Origin of the sequence: Peterkaempfera griseoplana, assembly GCF_001418575.1 — a bacterium.
Taxonomy (GTDB): Bacteria; Actinomycetota; Actinomycetes; order Streptomycetales; family Streptomycetaceae; genus Peterkaempfera; species Peterkaempfera griseoplana.
Genome location: NZ_LIQR01000090.1, coordinates 1 through 24,138 on the forward strand (window position 1 = coordinate 1; position 24,138 = coordinate 24,138).

Annotated in this window: 21 protein-coding genes and 1 tRNA gene; 8 read left to right on the forward strand and 14 right to left on the reverse strand. The window is 72.6% G+C overall.

Annotated features, from left to right (window positions below; all coding sequences use genetic code 11):
- The 8 genes from AOK09_RS07240 to AOK09_RS07275 all read right to left on the reverse strand — a co-directional run.
- Nucleotides 1–579 (reverse strand): PA14 domain-containing protein (locus tag AOK09_RS07240; RefSeq protein WP_245687159.1); only part of this gene is annotated, 579 nt, incomplete at its 3' end.
- 254 nt (nt 580–833) lie between these two features.
- Nucleotides 834–1,748: an RNA polymerase sigma-70 factor gene (locus tag AOK09_RS07245; protein ID WP_055586289.1), complete on the reverse strand. Its 915-nt coding sequence runs from the start codon at nt 1,746–1,748 to the stop codon at nt 834–836.
- On the reverse strand, nt 1,745–2,944 hold the full coding sequence (locus tag AOK09_RS07250) for an NAD(P)/FAD-dependent oxidoreductase (RefSeq protein WP_055586290.1): 1,200 nt from the start codon (nt 2,942–2,944) through the stop codon (nt 1,745–1,747). The genes AOK09_RS07245 and AOK09_RS07250 overlap by 4 nt, the downstream gene beginning before the upstream one ends.
- 135 nt (nt 2,945–3,079) lie before the next feature.
- Nucleotides 3,080–3,877 (reverse strand): methyltransferase domain-containing protein, encoded by a 798-nt coding sequence (locus AOK09_RS07255; protein WP_055586291.1) that lies wholly within the window; start codon nt 3,875–3,877, stop codon nt 3,080–3,082.
- Between the two features lie 62 nt (nt 3,878–3,939).
- Nucleotides 3,940–4,581 (reverse strand): hypothetical protein, encoded by a 642-nt coding sequence (locus AOK09_RS07260; protein ID WP_055586292.1) that lies wholly within the window; start codon nt 4,579–4,581, stop codon nt 3,940–3,942.
- Nucleotides 4,568–6,187, reverse strand: coding sequence for a substrate-binding and vWA domain-containing protein (locus tag AOK09_RS07265; protein WP_055586293.1), 1,620 nt, complete (start codon nt 6,185–6,187; stop codon nt 4,568–4,570). Before AOK09_RS07265 ends, AOK09_RS07260 begins: the two co-directional genes overlap by 14 nt.
- Nucleotides 6,184–7,365 (reverse strand): toxic anion resistance protein, encoded by a 1,182-nt coding sequence (locus AOK09_RS07270; protein WP_055586294.1) that lies wholly within the window; start codon nt 7,363–7,365, stop codon nt 6,184–6,186. Before AOK09_RS07270 ends, AOK09_RS07265 begins: the two co-directional genes overlap by 4 nt.
- Nucleotides 7,366–7,373: 8 nt before the next feature.
- A complete protein-coding gene (locus AOK09_RS07275; protein WP_055586324.1) occupies nt 7,374–8,408 on the reverse strand; it encodes a substrate-binding domain-containing protein in 1,035 nt (344 codons plus the stop codon).
- Between the two features lie 410 nt (nt 8,409–8,818).
- Here AOK09_RS07275 and AOK09_RS07280 point away from each other — a divergent pair, with 410 nt between their 5' ends.
- Both AOK09_RS07280 and AOK09_RS07285 read left to right on the forward strand, forming a co-directional pair.
- A complete protein-coding gene (locus tag AOK09_RS07280) occupies nt 8,819–9,562 on the forward strand; it encodes a dienelactone hydrolase family protein (RefSeq protein ID WP_055586295.1) in 744 nt (247 codons plus the stop codon).
- 2 nt (nt 9,563–9,564) lie between these two features.
- The gene (locus AOK09_RS07285; protein ID WP_055586296.1) at nt 9,565–9,831 is read left to right on the forward strand and encodes a DUF6295 family protein; all 267 of its coding nucleotides are present in this window, start codon (nt 9,565–9,567) and stop codon (nt 9,829–9,831) included.
- A gap of 104 nt (nt 9,832–9,935) precedes the next feature.
- Here the strand turns inward: AOK09_RS07285 and AOK09_RS07290 are convergent, their stop codons facing one another.
- Nucleotides 9,936–10,679 (reverse strand): hypothetical protein, encoded by a 744-nt coding sequence (locus AOK09_RS07290; protein WP_055586297.1) that lies wholly within the window; start codon nt 10,677–10,679, stop codon nt 9,936–9,938.
- Nucleotides 10,680–11,020: 341 nt separating this feature from the next.
- Between AOK09_RS07290 and hrpA the strand changes: the two genes are divergently transcribed.
- Entirely contained in the window at nt 11,021–14,959 is a 3,939-nt protein-coding gene (hrpA, locus tag AOK09_RS07295) for an ATP-dependent RNA helicase HrpA (protein WP_055586298.1), read from the forward strand.
- A 92-nt stretch (nt 14,960–15,051) separates the two neighbouring features.
- Nucleotides 15,052–15,125, forward strand: a tRNA-Asp gene (locus AOK09_RS07300).
- A gap of 496 nt (nt 15,126–15,621) precedes the next feature.
- Here AOK09_RS07300 and bldC read toward each other — a convergent pair.
- Together bldC and AOK09_RS07310 are read right to left on the reverse strand one after the other, a co-directional pair.
- Nucleotides 15,622–15,828, reverse strand: coding sequence for a developmental transcriptional regulator BldC (gene bldC / locus AOK09_RS07305; protein WP_003949541.1), 207 nt, complete (start codon nt 15,826–15,828; stop codon nt 15,622–15,624).
- A gap of 501 nt (nt 15,829–16,329) precedes the next feature.
- Nucleotides 16,330–17,250, reverse strand: coding sequence for a hypothetical protein (locus AOK09_RS07310; protein ID WP_055586299.1), 921 nt, complete (start codon nt 17,248–17,250; stop codon nt 16,330–16,332).
- Between the two features lie 219 nt (nt 17,251–17,469).
- Here AOK09_RS07310 and AOK09_RS07315 point away from each other — a divergent pair, with 219 nt between their 5' ends.
- Nucleotides 17,470–18,624: a Glu/Leu/Phe/Val dehydrogenase dimerization domain-containing protein gene (locus AOK09_RS07315; protein ID WP_055586300.1), complete on the forward strand. Its 1,155-nt coding sequence runs from the start codon at nt 17,470–17,472 to the stop codon at nt 18,622–18,624.
- Nucleotides 18,625–19,038: 414 nt separating this feature from the next.
- On the forward strand, nt 19,039–19,284 hold the full coding sequence (locus AOK09_RS07320) for a DUF3073 domain-containing protein (RefSeq protein ID WP_055586301.1): 246 nt from the start codon (nt 19,039–19,041) through the stop codon (nt 19,282–19,284).
- A gap of 72 nt (nt 19,285–19,356) precedes the next feature.
- Here AOK09_RS07320 and purM read toward each other — a convergent pair whose 3' ends face one another.
- Together purM and purF are read right to left on the reverse strand one after the other, a co-directional pair.
- Nucleotides 19,357–20,451, reverse strand: coding sequence for a phosphoribosylformylglycinamidine cyclo-ligase (gene purM, locus AOK09_RS07325; RefSeq protein ID WP_055586302.1), 1,095 nt, complete (start codon nt 20,449–20,451; stop codon nt 19,357–19,359).
- 93 nt (nt 20,452–20,544) lie between these two features.
- On the reverse strand, nt 20,545–22,131 hold the full coding sequence (gene purF / locus AOK09_RS07330) for an amidophosphoribosyltransferase (RefSeq protein WP_055586303.1): 1,587 nt from the start codon (nt 22,129–22,131) through the stop codon (nt 20,545–20,547).
- 418 nt (nt 22,132–22,549) lie between these two features.
- Between purF and AOK09_RS07335 the strand changes: the two genes are divergently transcribed.
- Both AOK09_RS07335 and AOK09_RS07340 read left to right on the forward strand, forming a co-directional pair.
- Nucleotides 22,550–22,951, forward strand: a complete 402-nt coding sequence (locus tag AOK09_RS07335; protein ID WP_055586304.1) for a hypothetical protein — start codon at nt 22,550–22,552, stop codon at nt 22,949–22,951.
- Entirely contained in the window at nt 22,948–23,235 is a 288-nt protein-coding gene (locus tag AOK09_RS07340; protein ID WP_055586305.1) for a hypothetical protein, read from the forward strand. The genes AOK09_RS07335 and AOK09_RS07340 overlap by 4 nt, the downstream gene beginning before the upstream one ends.
- Before the next feature lie 20 nt (nt 23,236–23,255).
- On the opposite strand, the gene AOK09_RS07345 is transcribed toward AOK09_RS07340, so the two are convergent.
- Nucleotides 23,256–24,137 (reverse strand): sterol carrier family protein, encoded by an 882-nt coding sequence (locus AOK09_RS07345; protein ID WP_055586306.1) that lies wholly within the window; start codon nt 24,135–24,137, stop codon nt 23,256–23,258.
- Nucleotide 24,138: the final 1 nt, after the last annotated feature.

Consider the following 24,138-nt stretch of genomic DNA (forward strand, 5'->3'; position numbering starts at 1 on the left):
GGCGAGGGGCGCGACCTTGTCCGGGGTGGTCGGGGCGAGGCTGACGGCGACGTTGGCAGCGCCGGTGACGGCGGCGTAGTCGACCCGGACGGTGTGCGTCCCCGCGGGCATGGCCAGCTTGACCGTGGCGCGCTGGGTGGAGGCGTAGTTGTGCCAGAGGTTGACGTAGCCCTTGCTGTCGACCCAGACGCGGACGCCGTCCTGGCCCGCGGTCCGCAGCAGGAACGGGCCGCCGCCGCCGAAGTTGCGGCGCATCGTCCAGCGCACACCGAAGTGGTCGTTGGGCAGGGAGATCCCGGCCGGGTGACCGTTGCCCCAGTTCTCGTTGATGGAGCTGTCGCACAGCGACTTGCGGGGGGTGCCGGTGAGGGTGGTGTTGGCGTAGTAGTCGGCCTTCCACACCCCTGCGGCGCAGCTCACCGCCGCGACCGGGGCGGCGGCCGGGGCGGCGCCCCCGGTCGGGGGCGGCGTCTGTACGGCACCGGCGACAAGGGCGGCTCCTGCGGCGACCGCGGTGGCGGGGCCCAGCAGTCGGTGCAGTGTCCTGGCGCGGAGGTGCGGGGGAACGGGTCTGCCCATCCGGGGAGTCGTCCTTCCTTGTGCCCTGGCGCACCGTGCGACTGGGTGGCTCGCGTGGTGCGCCGGCGGTGATCGTCGTCTGCTCGTCGCGATGATGGCATGCGAACGGACGTTCGCGGAGGGTTTCGTGGAGAAATCGTGTCCACGCGAACTTCCTTTATCAGAACGCGACTTGGCGATCCCCGACCCCCACGGGCCGCTTCCCCGTCACCCCTGACGGGCCGAACCCCGGGCGCCCCGGATCCCCTCCGGGATCACCGTCGAAGGTCATGCCGGATGCCGGCGGCGACGGCATGGAGTTTGTCGGGATTGGCCACATTGTGGATGGCGGCGATACGGCCGTCGGCGCCGACGTCGAAGGTGACCGTGGCGACCACCCGTCCCGGTCCGCTGAACAGCAGCCCGGGACCGCCGTTGATCTCCACGAGTTCCGCCCTCATGTCGGCGGGCTCCACACCCTGGTAGGTGACGGTGCCCATGGCGGCGAACCAGGCCGCCACCGTGGACGCACCCACCACCGGGCGCAGCGCCTGGCGGACCTTGCCGCCGCCGTCGGTCCACAGGGTGACGTCCGGGGACAGCAGCTCCATCAGGGCGTTGACGTCACCGCCGGTCGCCGCGGCGAAGAACCGCTCGGTGGCCGCGCGCTGCCGGGCGCCGTCCGCCGTGAAGCGCGGCCGCCGGGCCCGTACGTGCTCGCGGGCGCGGTGCGCAGCCTGCCGTACCGCGGTCTCCGAGCGCTCCACCGCCGCCGCGATCTCGGCATGGCTGAAGTCGAAGACCTCCCTCAGCACGAAGACCGCCCGCTCCAGCGGGCTCAGCGTCTCCAGCACCACCAGCATCGCCATCGACACCGACTCGGCGTCGGTGACGGCCTCCGCGGTGTCGCGGCAGGTGAGGACGGGCTCCGGAAGCCAGGGCCCCACATAGACCTCGCGCCTGTGCCGGGTGGAGCGCAACCGTTCCAGCGCCAGGTTGGAGACGATCCGCGCCAGGTAGGCCCTGGGGTCGTCCACCTGCGACCGGGGGGCCGCCGACCACTTGATCCAGGCGTCCTGGACCACGTCCTCGGCATCGGCGGCGGTGCCGAGGAGACGGTACGCCACCGAGAACAGCAGGCCGCGATGTTGGTCGAAGACCTGCTGGTCCAGGAGCTGCTGCCGGGTCACCCCGCCTCCCGGACCCTGGTGAAGCGGCCGCCGCGGGGCCAGAACGCGCCCGAGGCGGGCATCCTCCGCATACGCCCGTAGGTGGGCCAGGGGGAAGCGGTCACCGTCTCCTTGTACCGCACCGCCGGACGGCCGGTCAGGAAAAGGCGCCGCGGGCTGTCGTCGGGGCGGGTGAACTGCACCACGGCGTCGTGCCGGCCCAGGCTCACCGGGGTGTGGTAGTAGCCGAAGCGGAAAGGCCTGGGCTGCTTGCCGTCCAGCGTACGGACGATGGACACCGCGGCGTGCACCCCGGTCGGCATCCCGCCCTGGCAGGTCCCGTGCATGACGCCGTAGCCCTGGCGGATCGCGGCGGCGTCGCCCACGGCGTACACCTCCGGGTGCGACACCGACCGCAGCGTGGCGCCGGTGACGACCCGGCCCCGCTCGTCGACGGCCAGTCCGGCGGCGGCCGCCAGCGGCGAGACCCGGGTGCCGCCGGTCCAGAGCACCGCGTCCGCGGCGATCCGCTCCCCGCCCGTCAGCTCGACCGCGCCGGGCAGCACCGCCGCCACCTCGGCCCCGCTGCGCACCCGGACCCCCAGACGCTCCAGCGCGGACCGCAGATACGCCCGGGCCCCGGGGTGCATCGCCGCACCGGGCTCGCCCCGGCCCAGCAGGACGACGTCCAGTTCCGGGTGGCGTTCGGCGATCTCCGCGGCCGACTCGACCCCGGTGAGCCCGGTACCGGCGACCACCACGGTGCCGCTGCCGAGCCCCGCCAGCCGGCCGGCCAGCAGCTCCGCGTCCTGGGCGCTGTCCAGGGTGTACGCGTGCTCCGCCACGCCCGGCACCGCCGCCGGGTCCGCCACCGAACCCAGCCCGTACACCAGGGTGTCGTAGCCCAGGACCCGGTCGTCGTCGACCCGGACGGTCCTGGCGTCCACGTCCACCGCCGTCACCCAGCCGCGTACGAACTGCGCGCCGGTGCCCTCCAGCAGGTCCGGGATGTTCAGTTCCCGGAGCGGCTGCCCGGTCGCCGCCATGTGCATCCGCAGCCGCTCGGTGAACCGCTCCTGTGGATTCACCAGCACCACCTGGACGTCCCCGCGGTGCCCGACCCGGGCCGCGAGCTGGACCGCCGCGGCCATACCCGCGTAACCGGCCCCCAGGACCACCACCCGGTGCACGGCCGCCGCATTCTGGTCTGCGCTCATCGTTCCGCCTCCTCCGCCGTTCGTTGACGACCACCAGATGGAAGCTGCCGGTCCGTTCGTGACACGGGAGGGATGTGACGTGGGCCATACAGCCGCTTACGGCTCCGGGCGGCGGCGGCCCGGGGCCGTAAGCGGTCACTGCGGGGCCGGCTGCGGGCGCACCTCCGCCACGACGACATAGAAGACCACCGATGCGAGGAAGGGCCCGACGGCGAGGTGGTCCAGCCAGCGCCGCGCCGCCTCCTCGGTGAAGTGGCCGTCGGCGACGGCCCGCCGGGTGGTGCGCTCCAGTCCGAGGATCGCGTCCGCGGCCCGGGCGTCCCGGAACACCGGCGTGACCGGCACGACGGCGGTGACGTCGAACCCGGCCTCCTCCGCCAGCCGGGGGAGCCGGCTGCCGATACGTGCGTTGCGCACCACCCGGCCGGTGACGTATCCGGTGTAGGCCAGCGACAGGTCGCCGTCCGGGTGGTCGACGGTCAGGGTCTGCCAGTCGGGCTCTCCCATGACGAGCCGGCCGCCGGGCCGCAGCACCCGGCGGGCCTCGCGGAGCGCCCGGGCGGGGTCGGCGACATGCTGCAGCACCCGGTCGGTGCGGGCGCGCTCGGCCGTGCCGTCGGCCAGCGGCAGGTCGTGGACGTCGCCGAGTCGGACGGTGACGGTGGGCCGGTCCGCGCTGCGGGTCCTCGCCGTGTCGACGGCGGCCTGGTCGCGGTCGACACCGATCACCCTGCCGGTCGCGGTGGCGGCCTCGGCGAGCGCACCGAGGTCGGTGCCGGGTCCGCAGCCGAGGTCGACCACCGTGTGGCCCGGACGGACGCCGAGCTCGGCGAGCATACGTTCCTTGTAGGCGCGGCCGAGGTCGCTCGCGGCGAGCCGGTCGAGGTAGGCGATCGGGTCGGGGGTGACGGACTCGAACCGTGTGGGCGTCATGCACTCCAGTGAACCAACTGCACCGGTAAGCAGTCCTTCTGACGGTGAATCCTGTCGTCGCGCTACGGCAGGGACAGGTCGGGACGGTCGTCCCCGGCCCAGGGGCGGCGCTGCTCCAGATAGCGGGTGTGGATGTGCTGCCGGCGCTCCTCCGCCTCACGCAGGGTGGCGACCAGGCGGTCGGCCTCCTCGGTGAGCAGCGCCGCCTGCCGGTCCAGCTGCCGCTCGGGTGCCTCGGCGCCGGGGGTGAGGCGGTTCCACCAACGGGCTCGCAGACAGGCGTCGACCGCCTCGGGCACGTCCTGCCGGATGGTCCGGGAGAGGGCGTGCAGCGCCTCCGGGTCGCCGGCCAGGACGTCGCCGCCGCGTTCCGGGTCCAGCAGTGCGGCCAGCCGCTCCAGCAGGCCGGAGAAGCGGCTCTCCAGCTGGGCTTCGACCAGGTAGGCGCGGAGCGCGGCCAGGTCGCCGCGGAGCGCGGAGAGCTGCTCCTCGGGTGCGGGGAAGTCCGGCGCCGGCGGCCGCTCGGGTGGGGCCAGCAGTGCGCCGACGCCGTAGAGCCCGGCAACGACGAGCGGCCACAGGGAGCCGGTCACGCCGGTGAAGTACAGCACCAGTCCCCCGATGGCGAGGGTGCAGCCGGTGAGGTTCTTGCGGGACTCCAGATAGGCCGCCGGGCCCCGCCGGGAGTTTCTACTGGTAACCACGGATCTCCTCGAAGGCACCGCTCAGCGAGCTGCCCACCGCGTCGAACAGCCGGCCGCCGGTGAGGTCGGCGATGTGCTGCAGCTCGGCCCGGTCGGAGTCGCCGAAGAGGATCGGGAAGACCGGGACGGACCGCTGGTCCGCGGGGAGGGCCGCGTAGAAGGCGTTGAAGTCGTCGGCGCTCTCTCCCGCGGTGTTCTCACCGTCGGTCATGAGCACGATGGAGGTGAACCGGTCGCCGCCGGCCTCATCGGCGCGCTGCCCCAGATACCGGTAGGCCTCCTGGAGGCTGCTGTAGATCGCGGTGCCGCCGTCGGCCCGCAGGGCGTCGGCGTCGGCGCGGATGGCGTCCAGCGCCTGCTGCCGCCGGCCCTCCTCCACGGTGTGGCCCAGCACGCCCTTCACGGTGTCGGCGAAGGGCATCAGCGTGACCTCCTCCCGGTCCCTGAAGCGTTCGCCCGGCGCGGCGTCGGTGCCGGTCAGACCCGCGAGGGCGGTCTTGAGCCGGCTCAGCCGGCTGCCGTCCATGGAACCGGAGGTGTCCAGCACGTACACCGTGCGCGAGGGGCGGCGCAGCTGGTTCTCGTAGCTGTCCAGCAGTCCGTCCGCGACGGCGCGGCTGCCGGGGAAGGGCAGTTCGCGGCGGCGCCCGGCGGGCAGTCGCGGGTCGGGTGCGACCGAGGCGACCACGGGGCGGCGCAGGGTCTGCCGGGTGATCGCCTGCTGTGCCCCGGGGCTGCGCAGATAGCGGGTGAGTGCGGTGTACGCGGTCCGCTGGTCGGTGCCGGCGGAGGCCAGCAGGGTCAGCGGATAGTCGGCGGTGACCACCCCGTCGACCGGGCGGATCACCGTGAGGTCGGTGTGGCTGTCGCGGTTGAGCGACAGCAGCACCGACTCGTAGTTGATCAGCGCGTCCACCGAGCCCTGCCGGGCGTAGGCCTGGGCCAGCCAGCCCGAGGAGCCGGAGGTCAGCTTCTGGCCGGCGAAGAACCGCTTCAGGGCGGGCGCCGCGTGCCGGACGTCCTGCTCGGTGAGCGCGGACTGCGCCCCGGAGAGCGCGGAGGCGAGGCCCACCAGTGCGGAGTAGCCGGAGTTGGAGCGGGCCGGGTCGGTCATTCCGTAGGTCAGCCGGCCCTCGGTGACGGCCTGGCCGATCTGCGCCCAGGTGACCTTTCCGGGGTCCCAGCCGAGCCTGCGGACGGCCTCGGGGCGCACCCCCAGGGCGACCGGCGAGGTCATCACGGGCGTCTCCGAGCCGATCCGCCGGGCAGCCTCGGGGTGCAGCCGCAGATAGTCGTCGGAGGGCAGCCACACCGCGTCGTAGCTGCGGTCGGCCTGCCCGGAGGCGATCTGCTGGACGGCGTCCAGGGTGCCGCTGTAGGTGGGGACCACCTTCACCCCGGTGGCCTTCTCCGCGGCCTTCAGCACCGGCTCCAGGTCGGAGAGTTCACTGCCGGCGAGCACCCGGAGCGTCCCGGGCTGCGGTCGGGCGGTGCGCTGCCCGCCCTGGCCGTCGCCGGAGCCGCCGCCGGAACCGCCGCCCGTGCAGCCGGTGAGCAGCAGCCCGGCGAGCGCGGCGGCGGCCGCGATGCGCGGTACGGTCCTCATCCGGCCCCGCCCTCCAGTTCCGTGAGTGCCCGGCTGCGCTCCAGCCGGGCTCCTGCGTCCTGGAGTTCGGCGGTGAGCGTGGAGACGGTGGCCGCCATGGTCTCGGTGGCCTGGGCCTTGTAGGTGTCGATGGCGTCCAGCGTCCGGTAGATCTGCTGGAAGGCGCCGCGCAGGGTCTCCACCCCGACCGCCGGGTCGGCGGCGATCCGCTGGATCTCGCCGCTCTGGCCGGCGAGCATCTCCGCGTTGCCCCGGATGAGGTCCTCGGTGGTTCCGCGCAGCGCGTTGACCTGTTCGACGACCTTGCGCTGGTTGTCCAGGGCCGAGGCGAGCATCACCGCGATGCGCAGCGCGGTCACGGTGGTGGTGGCGGCCCGGTCGACGCCCTTGACCAGCTCGTCGTTGTTGCGGCGCACCACGTCCATCGCCAGGTAGCCCTGGGCGCAGACGGCGAGCTGGGTCAGCAGGTCCTGGTGCTTCTGCCGGACGGGGAAGAGCAGGTCGGCGCGGAGTGCCTCGGCCTGCTGCGGGTCGCCGGCCTCGGTCTCGGCGATGCGCCGCTCGACGGCGGTGTCCAGGGCGTCGGTGAGGACGGCGTACTCCTGGAGTCTGCCCATGGCCTCCCACAGGCGGGTGCGCTCGGTGTGCAGGGCGGCGCTGTCGCGGCGCAGTTCGTCCTGGCCGCTGCGCAGGCTGCCGACGATCCGCTGCAGGGTGGCCTGTGCGGAGGCGTAGCGGGCGACGTGGTCGCGCAGTCGGTTGCCGCCGGGCAGTCGGGAGAGCAGCCGGCGGGCGCCTCGGCCGGGGCTGTCCGCGGGGTCGAGGTCCTCGACGGTACGGCGCAGTTCGACCAGACCCGCGGACACCCGGGAGCCGGCGTCGGACCCGGGTCCGCCGGAGAGGGAGCGCACGGTGCGCTCCAGCATCCGGTTGGACTGCTGGGCGGCGGCGCGGATGTCGGCGCTGCCCAGGGAGGCGATCTCGCCCAGCCGGGAGGCGAACTCGGGGCTGCGGGCGTCCAGGCCGGCGAGGCCGTCCACATAGGCGGCGGCGCGGCGTTCCATGTCGGCACGTACGCCGTCGGCCAGCGGCACCAGGCCGGATGCCCGTTCCTTGGGGACCGGTGCGACCGGCTCCGGCGGGGTGAGGACCAGCGGTGAGTCGTCAGGGGTGGTCATGCCGGCTCCTACTTCTCGTCGCGGGCCCGGCGCGCGATCTCGTGCATCACCGCGGAGGTGGGCACGGGCGCCTGCCGGACACCGGTCAGCTTCTGGTTGAGGTACGCGGTGTACGGCGCGGCCGCCGCGTTGAACTCCTTGGTGTCACCCTGCGGCCGGAACCCGTACCGCACCGCCAGCTGCCGCAGCCGGGGGTCGTCGCGCAGCAGTTCGCCGACGCGCCTGCCGTTCCCGGTGAACGGCACCAGGGTGTGGTCGCTGGAGACCGTGGTGTCCGGGTAGAGCAGCACCAGGTCGCCGAGTTCCCCGGCCTGGTGCCGGACCAGCAGCGACGCCACCTGGGACTCGTAGACCAGCACCAGCGGATTGCCGACCCCGCTGAGGAAGTCGCGGAAGGGCGCGTCGCTGCTGGACTGCTGGGCGCCCTGGACGGCGATCAGCTTGTGCAGCAGGGGCGCGGTGGCCGCCACCCCGTGGCTGTCGGCGACCACCGCACCACCGTTGGCCACGTAGGAGGCGGCGGCCAGGTAGAGCGCCCCGGAGTTGGAGGAGAGCGGGTCGGTGCTGGTGACGAAGAGGGTGCCGGTCAGCTCGCTGTGGGCTGCGGAGCCCCTCAGCTGCTGCCAGGTGGTGTTCTTCTGCATCGCCTTCAGATAGGCGTCCATGCGCAGGATGCCGGGCTGCCCGCTCTGCAGGGTGGCCAGGCCGTTGGCGGCCAGTACCTCGGCGGCGTCCCGGTGAGCGGCCACCACCAGGGGTGAGTAGAAGGGCCGCAGCGGTCCGCCGGGGTCCTTCGACCTGCTGCGGAGTGCGTCTGCGGGTGCGCTGCTGCTGGGGAAGGCGAAGTCGTAGCCGCTGGTGTCCAGGCTGTCCATCGCCCATGAACCGGACGTCTCGGTCCGGACCGTCAGTCCGTGGTCGGCGAACGCCCGCACCACGTCGGGGTCTGCGAAGAAGTCCGCCTTCTCCGACCCGATGACCCCTCGCACGGTCGTCGTCGCCGTGCTCTGCCCCTTGTCCCGGTCCACCAGGACGGCGGCCATGATGCCGCCGGCCAACAGGACCGCGAGGGCCACTGAGAATATGCGTCTCACGCAGGGAGTGTTCTCACGGGACACTGCGCGCCGGCCGGTTCGCGGTGAACAGACGGTGAACGGACGTTCCCGGTATGGAACCGGAGGAGTCTGCTCCGGACGTACCGTCAGAAATCTTGTCGCAGCGGCGACTTCCCGCAGTACGGTGCCCCTGACCGGCTCCGCCGCCGGAGGCGGGCGCCGGGCGCGGGCCGGCCTGCCGCGGAGAGCGTGTGAGCGGTGTCCTCCTCCGGCCGGACTGGGGAGGACCGCGTACCGGCGACCCCTGGCGGGCCCTCCGCGATACGTGCCGCCTCCGTGGAGCCCGAACATCAGGATAGGCTTATCAGTCCACACTTATGACCGAAGCGGGTGTTCCCATGAGCGACAGCCTCAGCGCGGTGACCGTCCGGATCGCCGGGCACCAGGGCGACGAGATCGAGGCCTACCTGGCCCGCCCGCAGGGCGAGCAGCGGCGCGGCGGCGTGGTCGTCATCCACCACATGCCCGGCTACGACCGGGCCACCAAGGAGATCGTCCGCCGGTTCGCCGAGCTCGGCTATGACGCGATCTGCCCCAACCTGTACAGCCGGGAGGCCCCGGGCGCGGCCCCCGACGACGCCGCCGCGGTGGCCCGCGCCGCCGGTGGAGTGCCGGACGACCGGCTGGTGGGCGACGTGGCGGGTGCCGCAGCGGCCCTGCGGGCACTGGACGGCTCCAACGGCAGGGTCGGCGTGATCGGCTACTGCTCCGGCGGACGGCAGACGGTGCTGGCCGCCTGCAGCCTCGATGTGGACGCCGCGGTGGACTGCTACGGCGCCTTCGTCACCGGCAACCCGCCCGAGGGCTTCCCGCTGAAGGTCACCAACCTGGTGGACCGGCTGCCGGAGCTGCGCGCACCGCTGCTGGGGCTGTTCGGCGCCGAGGACAAGTTCCCCGGTCCCGAGCAGGTCGCGGAGCTGGAGCAGACCCTGACCGCGAACGGCAAGGAGTTCGAGTTCCACAGCTACGAGGGCGCCGGGCACGCCTTCTTCGCCGTCGACCGCCCCTCGTACAACGTGGCCGCCGCCAACGACGGCTGGGAGCGGATCTCCGCCTTCTTCAGCAAGCACCTGGGGGCCTGACGATGTGCACCTACACCACGGTCAAGGACAGCGTCGACGGCAGCGCCAAGGGGCCGGGCGGTGCCTGGTTCCACGTCTCGGACGTGACGGTGTACTTCGACCACCCCGTGCACGCGATGGCCGAGCACACCCTCAACATCGACTTCGCCGATCCCAGCAAGGGTCCCTCGGCCCGGGTCGCCCTGGAACTGACGGCTGAGTCCGCCCGCCGGCTGGTGGCGGCCGTCCAGGAGGCGCTGGCCGCGGTGCCCGCCGAGCTCACCGTCTGACCGAGCTCACCGTCCGACCGAGCTCACCGTCCGACCGAGCTCACCCTCTGGGGCCGCCGCCGGGCCGGGCCCACCGCCCGGCCCGGCGGCGGCCCGCGGGGCGCTCAGTAGCGCTGTGCCTTGGCGATCTTGGGCGTGGTCGCTCCGGTGGCCGGGTGGGCGGCGAAGGCCAGCTTGGTCACGGTGGCACCGGCGGCCAGGTCCTGGGCTCCGACCACCGCCGACTCCACCGTCTTGCCTGAGGCGTCGACGAAGTCGACCTGGACGGCGTACGAGGCGGTGTCCCGGCCGTGGTTGGTGATCGCCACCGAGGCCCCCGGACGACCGCCGGTGGCGGCGGTGGGCACCCCGGTGAGCCGTACGTCGGCGACCGCGTTGCCGCTCCCGGTGACCGGCTTGAGGGCGGCCGAGGCCGACGCCCGGCCTGACTTCACCCTGGCCTCCACCGACGCCTCGAAGGCCCGGGCCCGCGCCTCCAGGGACGCCGCTCCCGCCGACACCGAGGCCAGCACGGAGGAGTGCACCGAGGCGAAGGACGCCGCCGCGGACTGGACGACGGAGGCCTGCGCCTGCGCCTGGGAGGCGATCGCACCGGCCGCCTCCGACGCCTTGGCCGCCGCCGAGGCGGCATGCGCCGAGGCGACCGCCGCAGCCGACCCGGCGATCCTGGAGATCTCCGCCCCAGGGGTCGGCGCGGCGGCGCCCCCCTTGGACGGGGAATTGCTGCAGGCCGCCACCGCGACCGCGGCGACCGCCGCCGCCAGCAGGGCAGCCGCAGCCGCGGCCGAGCGCCGCCGCCGCGACGCGGACGGGTTGCCGAGGACGATCGTGCGCTGGGTGGTCACCACCGGGCTGCTCCTGTCGGACGCGTCGGGCCGCCAGGGCCTGACGGCATGACCTCAGCCTCCGCGCCATGGCCGGGAGCCGCGACCGGGGATGGTCCAGGCGGGTCGGGAATCTGGAACCGTCCCGCTCGGAGCTATCCTCGGTCTCCGGGCCCGTTTCGGGACCGAGGGCCGATGGGGGCAGCCGGCCGCACCGGGCATCCGGGCCACGCGTCCTCCGGCGCCGGGGCCGGCCCCCGCGTCAGCCGGCCGGTCGGCTGCCGCACACCGGCAGCCGACCGCGGCCACGCTGCGCGGCGAAAACCCGCGTGCGACCGTCCGCCGTTTCTTGCGACTGTATGGGGATGCCCTCAGTGAGTTCTCCGTTCGCCGACCTTCAGGCCCGGCTGCCCGAGCTGATGCTGCGCGACCAGCGGCGGCTCGAACGGCGGCTGGACGGCGCCCGCCGGGTGCGCAGCCCGGAGGCCCGCAGCAGCATCGCCGAGGAGATCGCAGCCGAGATCGACAAGGCCGAGTTGCGGCTGGAGCAGCGCCGGGCCGCCGTACCGGCGATCAGCTATCCCGAGGAGCTGCCGGTCGCCCGGAAGAAGGACGACATCGCGGCGGCCATCCGGGACCACCAGGTGGTGATCGTCGCCGGTGAGACGGGCTCCGGCAAGACCACCCAGATCCCCAAGATCTGCCTGGAGCTGGGCCGGGGGATCAAGGGCCTGGTGGGCCACACCCAGCCGCGCCGGATCGCCGCCCGCACCGTCGCCGACCGGGTCGCCGAGGAGCTGAACACCCCGCTGGGCGAGGCGGTCGGCTGGAAGGTCCGCTTCACCGACCAGGTCGGCCAGGACACCCTGGTCAAGCTGATGACCGACGGCATCCTGCTGGCCGAGATCCAGACCGACCGCGAGCTGCGCCAGTACGACACCCTGATCATCGACGAGGCCCATGAGCGCAGCCTCAACATCGACTTCATCCTGGGCTACCTCAAGCAGCTGCTGCCGCGCCGCCCCGACCTCAAGGTCGTGATCACCTCCGCCACCATCGACCCGGAGCGGTTCTCCCGCCACTTCGGCGACGCCCCGATCATCGAGGTCTCCGGGCGGACCTACCCCGTGGAGGTCCGCTACCGCCCGATCGTGGAGGAGGGCGACGGAGCGGAGGAGGTGGAGCGCGACCGCGACCAGGTGCAGGCGATCTGCGACGCCGCGACGGAGCTGCAGGCCGAGGGCCCCGGCGACATCCTGGTCTTCCTCTCCGGTGAGCGGGAGATCCGCGACACCGCCGACGCCCTGGGCAAACTGGGGCTGCGGGACACCGAGGTTCTGCCGCTGTACGCCAGGCTCTCCTCCGCCGAGCAGCACCGGGTCTTCCAGCAGCACCGGGGCCGCCGCATCGTCCTGGCCACCAATGTCGCGGAGACCTCGCTCACCGTCCCCGGCATCAAGTACGTCATCGATCCGGGCACCGCCCGCATCTCCCGCTACAGCCACCGCACCAAGGTGCAGCGACTGCCGATCGAGGCGATCAGCCAGGCCAGCGCCAACCAGCGCAAGGGCCGCTGCGGCCGCACCTCCGACGGCATCTGCATCCGGCTGTACTCGGAGGAGGACTTCCTCTCCCGCCCCGAGTTCACCGACGCGGAGATCCTGCGCACCAACCTGGCCTCCGTCATCCTGCAGATGACCGCGGCGGGCCTCGGCGACATCGCCGCCTTCCCCTTCATCGACCCGCCGGACTCCCGCAACATCCGCGACGGCGTCAACCTGCTGCATGAGCTGGGCGCCCTCGACCCGGCGCAGAAGGACCCCCGTAAGCGCCTCACCCAGCTCGGCCGCAAGCTCGCCCAGCTGCCGGTGGACCCCCGGCTGGCCCGGATGGTGCTGGAGGCCGACCGCAACGGCTGCGTTCGCGAGGTGATGGTGATCGCCGCGGCGCTCTCCATCCAGGACCCCCGCGAGCGGCCCAGCGAGAAGCGGCAGGCGGCCGACGAGAAGCACCGCCGCTTCGCCGACGAGACCTCGGACTTCCTGGCGTACCTCAATCTGTGGCGCTACGTCCGGGAGCAGCAGAAGGAGCTCTCCTCCTCCGCCTTCCGCCGGATGTGCCGCACGGACTACCTCAACTACCTGCGCATACGGGAGTGGCAGGACATCTACACCCAGCTGCGCACGGTGGCCAAGCAGCTGGGCGTCCACATCACCGAGCCGGTTCCCGGGGCCGAGCCCGACGCCCAGCGCATCCACACCTCGCTGCTGGCCGGGCTGCTCTCCCACATCGGCCTGATGGACGTGGAGAAGCGGGAGTACGTGGGCGCCCGCGGGGCGCGCTTCGCGGTCTTCCCCGGGTCGGGTCTCTTCAAGAAGCCGCCCCGCTGGGTGATGTCCGCCGAGCTGGTGGAGACCTCCCGGCTGTGGGCGCGGATCAACGCGAAGATCGAGCCCGAGTGGGTGGAGCCGCTCGCCGGCCATCTGATCAAGCGCACCTACAGCGAGCCGCACTGGGAGAAGAAGGCCGGAGCGGTCCTGGCCTACGAGAAGGTGACCCTCTACGGCATCCCGATCGTGGCCCAGCGCAAGGTCAACTACGGACGGATCGACCCGGAGCTCTGCCGGGAGCTGTTCATCCGCAACGCCCTGGTGGAGGGCGACTGGGAGACCCACCATCAGTTCTTCTCCGCCAACCGCCGGCTGCTGTCGGAGGTGGAGGAGCTGGAGAACCGGGCCAGGCGCCGCGACATCCTGGTCGACGACGAGACCCTGTTCGACTTCTACGACCACCGGCTGCCGGAGGATGTGGTCTCCGCCCGGCACTTCGACTCCTGGTGGAAGCAGACCCGGCGCGAGCAGCCGGACCTGCTGAACTTCGAGAAGTCGATGCTGATCAACCAGTCCGCGGGCGGTGTCACCGAGGAGGACTACCCCGACCACTGGTACCAGGGGAAGCTGCGCTTCCGGCTGACGTACCAGTTCGAGCCGGGCAGCGACGCTGACGGCGTCACGGTGCACATCCCGCTGCCGGTGCTCAACCAGGTCTCCTCCGAGGGCTTCGACTGGCAGATCCCGGGGCTCCGGGAGGAGCTGGTCACCGCGCTGATCCGGTCACTGCCCAAGGCGGTCCGCCGCAACTTCGTCCCCGCGCCCAACTTCGCCAAGGCGGTGCTGCAGAAGCTGACCCCGCGCCAGGAGGCGCTGCTGCCTGCGCTGGAGCGGGAGCTGCGGCGGATGACCGGGGTGACCGTCCCGCCGGAGGCCTGGGGACAGACCCCGGTCCCGGACCATCTGCAGATCACCTTCCGGGTTGTGGACGAGCGCCGCCGACGGCTGGCCGAGTCCAAGGACCTGGAGGAGCTGCGGCTGCGGCTGAAACCCAAGCTCAAGGCCACCCTGTCGTCGGCCGCCTCCGACGAGGGCCTGGAGCAGCAGGGCCTCACCGCCTGGCCGTCCGGCACCCCGGTCCTGCCCCGCACCTTCGAGCGGCGCAGCCGCGGCCACTCCATCCGGGCCTATCCGGCGCTGGCGGACGAGGGCGGCTCGGTCGCGGTCCGGCTGTTCGACACCCCCGAGGAGCAGCAGCACGCCATGTGGGCGGGCACCCGGCGGCTGCTGGTGCTGACCACCCCCTCCCCGGTGAAGTCGATCCAGGGCCGGCTGGGCAACCAGGCCAAGCTGGCGCTCTCCAACAACCCCCACGGCAGCATCGGCGCCCTCTTCGAGGACATCGTCTGCTGCGCGACCGACAAGCTGACGGCGGACGCCGGCGGCCCGGCCTGGGACGAGGAGGGCTTCGGCAAGCTTCGCGACCAGGTACGGGCGGAGCTGTACGACACCGCCGCGGACACCACCCTGAAGACGGCCTCGGCGCTGATCGCCTTCCAGCGGGCGGCCAACCGTCTGAAGGCGATCTCCAGTCCGGTGCTGCTGCCGGCCGTGTCGGACGTCAGGGCCCAGCTGGCAGCGCTGGTGCATCCCGGTTTCGTCACCGGGACCGGCTGGGCGAGGCTGCCCGACCTCAGGCGCTATCTGCTGGCCGCGGAGCGCCGTCTGGAGTCCCTGCCCGAGCACCCCCAGCGCGATCTGCAGCATCTGCGGCGGGTGGAGCAGCTCCAGCAGGAGTACGCGGAGCTGCTGGCTTCGCTGCCCGCGGGCGTGCGTCCCTCGGAGGAGGTGCGGCAGATCCGGTGGATGCTGGAGGAGCTGCGGGTGAGCTTCTTCGCCCAGACCCTCGGCACGCCGACGCCGATCTCGGAGAAGCGGATCCTCAAGGCCATGGACCGGGCGGCCGCCGCCTGAGCCGTCGCGGAGCCCCGGGAGGCAGTTCGACCTGGGGCTCCGCATGCAGTAACATCAGTGTTGTCGCCGCGCGAGCAGCGACGATCGATCCTGGTCCCGTGGAGCAGTTGGTTAGCTCGCCACCCTGTCAAGGTGGAGGTCGCGGGTTCAAGTCCCGTCGGGATCGCAGTGGGCGAGGGGCCCGGAGTCACAGACTCCGGGCCCCTCGCCTTTGCCGTGCCCTCTTCGGCGCCGCGTCCCCGCCCGCCCCCGCACAGGCCGGCCTCCGCTGCGGGTCGTACCCGCCGTTCGACGGGTACGACGGGGCTCCGGCGCGGTGTACTGTCGGGCGGGCCTCGGGGAGGTGACCTCATGAAGGTCTGGACCAATATCGCAAGCCGCTGAACCGCGCAAGAGGCCCGTCGATGTGACAGGTGTCACTGAAGTTCCGCTGAGACGGGTGTCTGCGGGGCCTCCCCGGAGGACCCTCGATTTAACATATGAAATTGCACAGCGGATCCGGGCGCACCGACCGGATATGCAGAGAGGCCGCATCGGACCCGGCGGAGTCCGATACGACCTCTTGAGCGGTACTGCTGGGGACCCTGAGCTCCCGGTCCCGGAGGTGGACGCTTCGCTGGCGTACACCCGCCGGAGACCCTGGAAGGGCCGCCGTCGAGGCGTCAGGCCTCGCTGCGCTGCTGCGGGATCCCCGCAAGCAGGGCGCGAACCTCCGCCTCTCGATAGCGGCGGTGCCCGCCGAGCGTGCGAATCGACGTCAGCTTGCCTGCCTTGGCCCAGCGCGTGACCGTCTTGGGGTCCACGCGGAACATGGTGGCGACCTCAGCCGGCGTCAGCAGCGGCTCGGCGTCAGGGGTGCGAGCGGTCATGAGCGGCCTCCTCGGGAGAACCGAACCAACACGGTTCTTTCCTTCAAATTCTGCACCTTGACCCGCGATGCCCGAAATGGCATACACGGGCCGAGTCGGTAATAGGACGAACGGCTTGTCCTCGGGACTACAACTACACCATCCGTCCAGCCCGGTCGGCCAAACCGCCGGAATTGGCACCTCAGGGGGCCAAGGTCGACGGATCGCGATGGACCATGCCATAGCGGACAGTCACCCGGGAGTGACGATCGGTCATGGCACAGGCAGACGGACAGCCTGCCGCAAAGACCACATCCTCCCGTGGATCCACCCAAAAGTGGGCACACCCGCAGACAGCTGGTCTGGTTGTCCTATTTTGACACATAGGGACTACTTGGCGTCAACGGTGAGTAGCATCACGTTCCGCCGATACGCAGGATGCCACGCATGTCCGACGAGTCCCCCGTTCGGGCATGGCGCAATACGGCGTTGGCGGAAAGCCGCCACCCGCTCCGACCAGGCTCAGTTCGCGTACAGCAGTTCCTGTACCAGGCGCCACCGCTCGGTCACCGTCCGATACGCCTGCCCGGCCCGGTCGCCGTCCCCTGCCCGCAGCGCCGCGATCCCCTCGGCCACCTCGGCCGCCGAGCGGTCGTCCGCCAGCCGCGCCTCCGGGATCGCGTGCACCAGGCCGCCGTAGTCCAGCTCCACCAGCGACCTCGGGTGGAACTCCTCCAGCCAGCGGCCCACCTGCTCCACCCCGGAGACCAGCGGCCCCTCATCCAGGTTCTCCCGCAGCACCCGGTAGCCGCGGGCCAGCCGCCGCCGGGCCTGCGCCATGGGCGTCAGATAGAAGAGCGAGGCCGGAGCCGCCGGGCGCCCGCCGCCGCCGTCGCCCTCCCCGGCGGGCAGCGCGGGCAGCGACGGCGAGAAGTGGCGCTCCTCCTCGGAGAAGAGCAGGAACCAGCGCACCGGCACATGCCAGGTACGGGTGAGGATCCACGGCCGGGTGTCCGGGTGGTCGCCCCGCCAGCGGTTCCAGTCCGCCTCGGCCTGCTCCCGCACCGCGGGCGGCAGCACCGCGTCCAGCAGCGGCGCCGGGAGCTCCTCCTTGAGTTCCTCCAGCGCCAGCCAGCTGCGCAGCCGGATCCGTGAGGGGCAGATGTAGACGACGCCGTCCGCGACCCGCACCAGGGCGTCCCGGCTCTCCCGCTCGGGCAGCGCCTTGGGGGTCACCGTGACCAGCTCCGCCAGGCTGCGCCGGCGCTCGGCCAGCGCCGAGGGGGCGGCCCCGGGCGACCCGTCGGCGGGCCCGTGCTCCACCGCATACGTCTGCCACTGGGCCCTCTCCGGCTCCGGGAAGGCGGCCAGCGGCTCGTACACGCGCAAGTAGGCGGCATACGGCGGGAGTACCGAGGTGCGCACGGCGGTCACGCTAGGCATCGTCGCACGCGGCGCGCGGGGCCGGGGGTGCTTTGGGAGGCTCCCCGGCGGGACGGGCGCCGAGGCACCGGAGCGCACCGGGCCGTGGCCCGGGACCGCTTCGGCAACCACCAGGGTGACATCCAGCCCGCCGCATACCCGCGCCCGAGCGCAAGGACCTACGCTTCGGTCAGGAGCCCGCACCCACAGCAGCGGGCCGTACACACGGGAGTCACCACAGTGACCGACGTACACACCGAGTCAGCCCCGCCCACCCGAGCAGGGGTGCTCAGCCGCATCTTCGGAACCGAGTCCGAGGGAGCGCCCGGAGACGGGCACGAGCAGATCGTCCTGTGCCACGACCGGCACTCCGGCCTCAAGGCCGTCATCGCCATCCACTCCACCGCCCTGGGCCCCGCGCTCGGCGGAACGCGCTTCTACCCGTACGCCTCCGAGGAGGAGGCCGTGCAGGACGCGCTCAACCTCTCGCGCGGCATGTCGTACAAGAACGCGCTTGCAGGCCTGGACCACGGCGGCGGCAAGGCCGTGATCATCGGCGACCCCGCCGAGGTCAAGACGGAGGCGCTGCTGCGCGCCTACGGCCGCTTCGTGCAGTCGCTGCGCGGTCGCTACATCACCGCCTGCGACGTCGGCACCTATGTCGCCGACATGGACGTGATCGCCCGGGAGTGCGACTGGGTCACCGGCCGCTCCCCGGAGCACGGGGGCGCCGGGGACTCCTCGGTGCTCACCGCCTACGGCGTCTTCCAGGGCATGCGTGCCAGCGCGCAGCACCGCTGGGGCTCCCCCTCGCTGACCGGCCGCCGGGTCGGGGTCGCCGGCGTCGGCAAGGTCGGCCACCACCTGGTGCGGCACCTGGTGGAGGACGGCGCGACGGTACTGGTCACCGACATCGACCAGGCCTCACTGGCCCGGGTCCGCGCCGAGCACCCCCAGGTGCACGTGGTCGCGGACGTGGAGGCGCTCATCCGGGCCGACCTCGACGTGTACGCGCCCTGCGCCCTCGGCGGGGCCCTCAACGACGCCAGCGTCCCCGTCCTCACCGCCTCGGTGGTCTGCGGCGCGGCCAACAACCAGCTCGCCCATCCGGGTGTGGAGAAGGACCTCGCCGACCGGGGCATCCTCTACGCGCCGGACTACGTGGTGAACGCCGGCGGGGTGATCCAGGTCGCCGACGAGATCGACGGGTTCTCCTTCGAGCGGGCCCGTACCAAGGCCGCCCGGATCTACGACACCACCCTGGAGATCTTCGCGCTGGCGACCTCGGACGGCGTTCCCCCGGCGGTGGCCGCGGACCGGCTCGCCGAGCGCCGGATGTCGGAGGTCGGCCGGCTGCGCACCATCCTGCTGCCGGACGGACGCACCCGCCGATAGCCCTTCCGCCGCCGTCGGCGGTGTGAGATCGGTCACCGGTGCGGCGCCTCCCGGGGCGCCGCACCGGTGACCGTCGTGCGTCCCCGGGCGCCAAAGAAGAACCGGATTCTCAGTCGATGGCTCCGTACGGGGGATGCAAGGCCCTCTGGCGGGGGATAATCAGTGTCCGGAGGGCCGCCGGACGGCTCCTCCGACACCTGCGCGGCGGCTGTCGGCTACCCTCGTGACCAGGAACGACGCGGCCGCGAAGCGCGGTAGAGTGCGCCACGTCGCACGGGCGACGTACCGCCCGGCGACGGAAGCAGGTACCGTTGTTGCTCTAAGGAGCGGTCCTCTCGGTTGGAGAGGCCGTTGCCGAACATGAACGCGTGTCAGACTCGGGGCCGTGTGCCCCGTCGTTGAGGGGGTCGACCCATGGGGCGCGGCCGGGCCAAGGCCAAGCAGACGAAGGTCGCCCGCCAGCTGAAGTACAACAGCGGCGGCTTCGACGCTTCCCGTCTGTCCCAGGAGCTGGGCGTACCGTCGAACGAGCCGGTGCCGGTCAACGGCGAGCCGTTCGAGGACGATGACGACGAGGACGACCCTTACGCGGCGTATGCGGACTACTACGCCGACGAGGACGACGGCGAGGACGAGTCCCGTTCCCGCCGGGGCGCCTAGCCTCCTCGTCACCGCCTCAGGACCGGACCGGGATCTCACACCCCGGTCCGGACCTTGGCGTCTGCGGGCGGCTCAGCCCGCCGTGGGATAGGCGTTGTAGAGCGTCGCCCCGGCCTGGTGCTCGGCGGCGCGGTCCACCACGTCGCCCAGCAGCCATGCCTCCACATCGCGGTCGGCCAGCACCGAGAGCACCACGTCGACCGACTCCGGCGGGACCACGGCGACCATTCCGACACCCATGTTGAGGGTCTTCTCGACCTCCGGCAGGGCCACCTTGCCCACCTCGGCGACGGTCTGGAAGACCGGCAGTGGGGTCCAGGTGCCGCGGTCCAGCCGGGCGTGCAGGTGGTCCGGGATCACCCGGGCCAGGTTGGCGGCCAGGCCACCGCCGGTGACGTGCGAGAAGGCGTGGATCTCGGCGGAGCGGGCAAGTGCCAGGCAGTCCAGTGAGTAGATCCGGGTGGGCTCCAGCAGCTCCTCGCCCAGGGTGCGGCCGAACTCCGGCACCTCCCGGTCGAGCTGCCAGCCGGCCCGCTCCAGCAGGACGTGACGCACCAGCGAGTAGCCGTTGGAGTGCAGCCCGGAGGCGGCCATGGCGATCACCACGTCGCCGGCCCTGACCCGGTCGGCGCCCAGCAGTGCGTCCGCCTCCACCACCCCGGTGCCGGCCCCGGCCACGTCGTACTCGTCCGGCGACAGCAGCCCCGGGTGCTCGGCGGTCTCCCCGCCGACCAGCGCGCAGCCGGCCAGCACACAGCCCTCGGCGATGCCCTTGACGATGGCCGCGATGCGCTCGGGGTGGACCTTGCCGGTGGCGATGTAGTCGGTCATGAAGAGCGGCTCGGCGCCGCAGACCACCAGGTCGTCCACCACCATGCCGACCAGGTCGCGACCGATGGTGTCGTGACGGTCCATGGCCTGGGCGATGGCCACCTTGGTGCCCACGCCGTCGGTGGAGGTCGCCAGCATCGGCCGCTGGTACCGCTTGAGGGCCGAGGCGTCGAAGAGCCCGGCGAAGCCGCCGATGGAGCCGACCACCTCGGGTCGGGTGGCCTTTCCGACCCACTGCTTCATCAGCTCGACGGCGCGGTCGCCGGCCTCGATGTCGACGCCTGCCGCCGCGTAGGTGGCGCCCTGGGCGGTCGCGGAGGAGGTCTGTTCGGTCACGGGAGCGGCCCTCTCGGGTCGGGGGAGTGGTGCGTGTGCGGAATGCGGCGGCCGCGGGCCCGTACACGGTCGGTACGGGCCCGTCGGCGGCTGCTACGGGCGGCGCAGTGCGTCGGCGGCTCCGCCGCCGCCCAGCAGGGTCTGCACGCCGTCCAGATCGGTCAGCTGGGCCGCGGCCTTGCCGCGGGCGGCGGACTGCTGCCGGCCGGAGGCGATCTCGGCCTCCAGGAGGTGCTTGCCCAGCAGCTCCGGGTCGGGCAGCTCCATCGGGTACTCACCGTCGAAGCAGGCCCGGCAGAGCCGGTCCTTGGGCTGGGTGGTGGCCTCGACCATGCCCTCTATCGAGATGAAGGCCAGCGAGTCGGCCCCCAGCGACTTGCCGATCTCCTCGACCGTCAGGCCGTTGGCGATCAGCTCCGCCCGGGTGGCGAAGTCGATGCCGAAGAAGCAGGGCCACTTGATCGGCGGCGACGAGATCCGGATGTGGACCTCGGCGGCACCGGCCTCGCGGAGCATCCGCACCAGGGCCCGCTGGGTGTTGCCGCGGACGATGGAGTCGTCCACGACCACCAGCCGCTTCCCGGCGATGACCTCCTTGAGCGGGTTGAGCTTCAGGCGGATGCCCAGCTGCCGGATGGTCTGGCTGGGCTGGATGAAGGTGCGGCCCACATAGGCGTTCTTCACCAGGCCGGAGCCGTAGGGGATGCCGCTGGCCTCGGCGTAGCCGATGGCGGCGGGGGTGCCGGACTCCGGCGTCGCTATCACCATGTCCGCCTCGGCCGGGGCCTCGGCGGCCAGCCTGCGGCCCATCTCCACCCGGGAGAGGTGCACATTGCGGCCGGCGATGGTGGTGTCCGGGCGGGCCAGGTAGACGTACTCGAAGACGCAGCCCTTGGGCCTGGCCTCGGCGAAGCGGGACGCCCGCATGCCGTTCTCGTCCACCGCGATCAGCTCGCCGGGCTCCACCTCACGGATGTAGCTGGCGCCGACGATGTCCAGGGCGGCGGTCTCCGAGGCGACCACCCAGCCGCGCTCCAGCCGGCCCAGCACCAGCGGGCGGATGCCCTGCGGGTCGCGGGCGGCGTAGAGGGTGTGCTCGTCCATGAAGACCAGCGAGAAGGCGCCCTTGACGGACGGGAGCACCCGGCGGGCCGTCTCCTCGATGGAGAGGTCCGGATGCCCGGCCAGCAGCGCCGTCACCAGGTCGGTGTCATTGGTGGCCGCGCTGCGCCCGGAGCGCGAGACATGCTCCTCGCCGGGCAGCTCGGCGACCATCCGGGCAAGCTCGGCGGTGTTCACCAGGTTGCCGTTGTGGCCGAGGGCCAGGGAGCCGCTCGCGGTCGCCCGGAAGGTCGGCTGCGCGTTCTCCCACACCGACGAACCGGTGGTGGAGTAGCGGGCGTGACCCACGGCGATATGGCCGTTGAGGGAACCGAGGGAGGTCTCGTCGAAGACCTGGGACACAAGTCCCATGTCCTTGAAGACCAGGATCTGGGAGCCGTTGCTCACTGCGATGCCCGCGGACTCCTGTCCGCGGTGCTGCAAGGCATACAGCCCGAAGTAGGTGAGTTTGGCGACCTCCTCGCCCGGGGCCCAGACTCCGAAGACGCCGCAGGCGTCTTGGGGGCCCTTCTCGCCGGGAAGAAGATCGTGGTTGAGTCGTCCGTCACCACGTGGCACGTCTTCGAGTCTAGGGCAGTGGGCGCGGTCCGACCGAACGGGGGACGGGCCACCTCGTCATTGACGCGCGTAGACGGCAGATCGGCGGGCCCCTCAGGGCATGACCCTGGTCACACCGGGTCGCTCTCGGGCACGGCCGTCAATCCGATCACGGGGGAACTCGCTCGTACGAGTGGTGTCCACTCCGGCCCCTGTCCGCGGCGGCACCGGCTCGCCTACGGTGGCCTCGGACTGACCGGTGCGCAGGGTGATGGCGCACCAGGGCGCCCTGATCTCCCCGCACCACGAACGGGGAGGAATCATGACGGCGACACCGTCCACAGCGGCGGCTGCCTCGACTGCGCCCGCTGCCGGAGCGCGGGCGGCATGCCGGGGAGCGGCAGCGCCACCGACCACGCCGGCACCCGACGGCGACACGGTGCACGGCCTGCGCCTGCTGGCCGTGCGGCTGCGACTGCTGGCCGAGGAGACGGACGGCTGCGCGGTCTGCCTGCGTCGCGCCGCGGACACCCTCCACCGGCCCCACCCGGCCACCGACATCCCGCAGCGGCCGGATCCGGCCGGGGAGTTCCGACGGCGCCTGCGCCGGCGCGCCCGGGAGGCACCGGCGGCGGCCGAGCGGCTGCGGCACGCCTCCGCGGCCGCCGAGGCCTGCGCCGATCGGCTGGAGGCGGCGCTCTCCCACCGGACCGCACTCGACCGGCTCCCCCACAGGCGTCCGCCCCGGCGCCGCACCCCGGCCGCCGCGCGGCACGCCCCCGTCGGAGGGCGCCGCGCACCTGCCACGGGGTTGCACGCACCGGCCGGAGGGGTCGGATGAGCGGCGGCAGCGGGCAGCCGGCCCCGCCCCGCGGCCGGACCGCTCTGCAGCAGGTCTGGGCCGGCGCGGCACGCTCCGTACGGGAGGTCGCCGAGCAGACGCGGCAGGCGCTTGCGGCGCCTTCACTGGGCGCTGCGGCGGCCCTCTGCCCGGCCGAGGCCGACCGGGTGAGGGAACTGCTCCGCCGAGCGCTCGACGACCGGCCTGAGGGGCTCTCCGCCCTCGCCCACGGGCTGCTGCTGGACACCGTACGGCTGGCTCGTCCCGGGGCGGTCGACCCATGAGGGTGCGGCCCGAACCGAAGTCAGCCCATCACCGGCAGGACGGCCGAGAGATCGCTGCGCTCCCCGCTCGCCGAGACCGCGGCCGACTCCACCGCGTCGGCCCAGGAGGTCCGGCCGGTGGCCAGGCGGATCCAGGTCAGCGGATCGGTCTCCACCACGTTGGGCGGAGTGCCCCGGGTGTGCCGGGGGCCCGCCACGCACTGCACCACCGCGTACGGCGGCACCCGCAGTTCCACCGCACCACCGGGGGCCGCCTCGGCCAGGGTGTCGGCGAGCAGCCTGGCCGCGGCGGCCAGCGCCTGCCGGTCGTGGCGGAACGCATCCGGTGCGTGCACTGGTCCGTCCACACCCTGTGCACGGGCGGCGCGCTCCACCGCGTCGGCGAGGTCGTCCGCATGGACCACGGTCTCCAGCAGCCGGGTCACCAGGAAGTCCGCAAGTCCGATCGTTCCGAACCGCACCACCACGCGGCGCTCCGGGTCCGCGGCCTCGGGCCCGGTCAGCATCCGGTGCAGGGCGTCCCGCTCCCGGTCGAACCGCTCGGCCAGCGCGGCCGGCGACTCGGCGGGCCGCTGCCGGGCCGCCTCGTCGATACCGGCGGCAGCGGTCCGGGTGGCCAGCGCCCAACCGGTCAGCGTCAGGGGCTCACCCTCCGGCACCGGATCGTGGAGATGGGCCGGCGCCCAGCCCATCACCCAGCACAGATGGACCACCAGGTCGGCGACGGTCCACTCGCCCAGCCGGGTGGGCGCCGCCAGCAGCGCCTCAGCCCGGGGGTGTGCACACAGGCTGTGGACGGCCTCGTGGATCGCATCGGTCTGCGAGACCAGAGCCTCACGGACCTTCGCGGGGTCATAGCGGCGGGGGCGGCGGGTGGCCTTGGCGGTACGCGGCTGCGGCATG

Excerpts from the sequence above, each read along its gene's own strand:
- AOK09_RS07250 (WP_055586290.1), bottom strand. The coding sequence starts at position 2,944 with ATGAGCGCAGACCAGAATGCGGCGGCCGTGCACCGGGTGGTGGTCCTG.
- AOK09_RS07255 (WP_055586291.1), bottom strand. The coding sequence starts at position 3,877 with ATGACGCCCACACGGTTCGAGTCCGTCACCCCCGACCCGATCGCCTAC.
- AOK09_RS07265 (WP_055586293.1), bottom strand. The coding sequence starts at position 6,187 with ATGAGGACCGTACCGCGCATCGCGGCCGCCGCCGCGCTCGCCGGGCTG.
- AOK09_RS07270 (WP_055586294.1), bottom strand. The coding sequence starts at position 7,365 with ATGACCACCCCTGACGACTCACCGCTGGTCCTCACCCCGCCGGAGCCG.
- AOK09_RS07275 (WP_055586324.1), bottom strand. The coding sequence starts at position 8,408 with ATGGCCGCCGTCCTGGTGGACCGGGACAAGGGGCAGAGCACGGCGACG.
- AOK09_RS07280 (WP_055586295.1), top strand. The coding sequence starts at position 8,819 with ATGAGCGACAGCCTCAGCGCGGTGACCGTCCGGATCGCCGGGCACCAG.
- AOK09_RS07285 (WP_055586296.1), top strand. The coding sequence starts at position 9,565 with ATGTGCACCTACACCACGGTCAAGGACAGCGTCGACGGCAGCGCCAAG.
- hrpA (WP_055586298.1), top strand. The coding sequence starts at position 11,021 with ATGCCCTCAGTGAGTTCTCCGTTCGCCGACCTTCAGGCCCGGCTGCCC.
- bldC (WP_003949541.1), bottom strand. The coding sequence starts at position 15,828 with ATGACCGCTCGCACCCCTGACGCCGAGCCGCTGCTGACGCCGGCTGAG.
- AOK09_RS07310 (WP_055586299.1), bottom strand. The coding sequence starts at position 17,250 with ATGCCTAGCGTGACCGCCGTGCGCACCTCGGTACTCCCGCCGTATGCC.
- AOK09_RS07320 (WP_055586301.1), top strand. The coding sequence starts at position 19,039 with ATGGGGCGCGGCCGGGCCAAGGCCAAGCAGACGAAGGTCGCCCGCCAG.
- AOK09_RS07340 (WP_055586305.1), top strand. The coding sequence starts at position 22,948 with ATGAGCGGCGGCAGCGGGCAGCCGGCCCCGCCCCGCGGCCGGACCGCT.
- AOK09_RS07345 (WP_055586306.1), bottom strand. The coding sequence starts at position 24,137 with ATGCCGCAGCCGCGTACCGCCAAGGCCACCCGCCGCCCCCGCCGCTAT.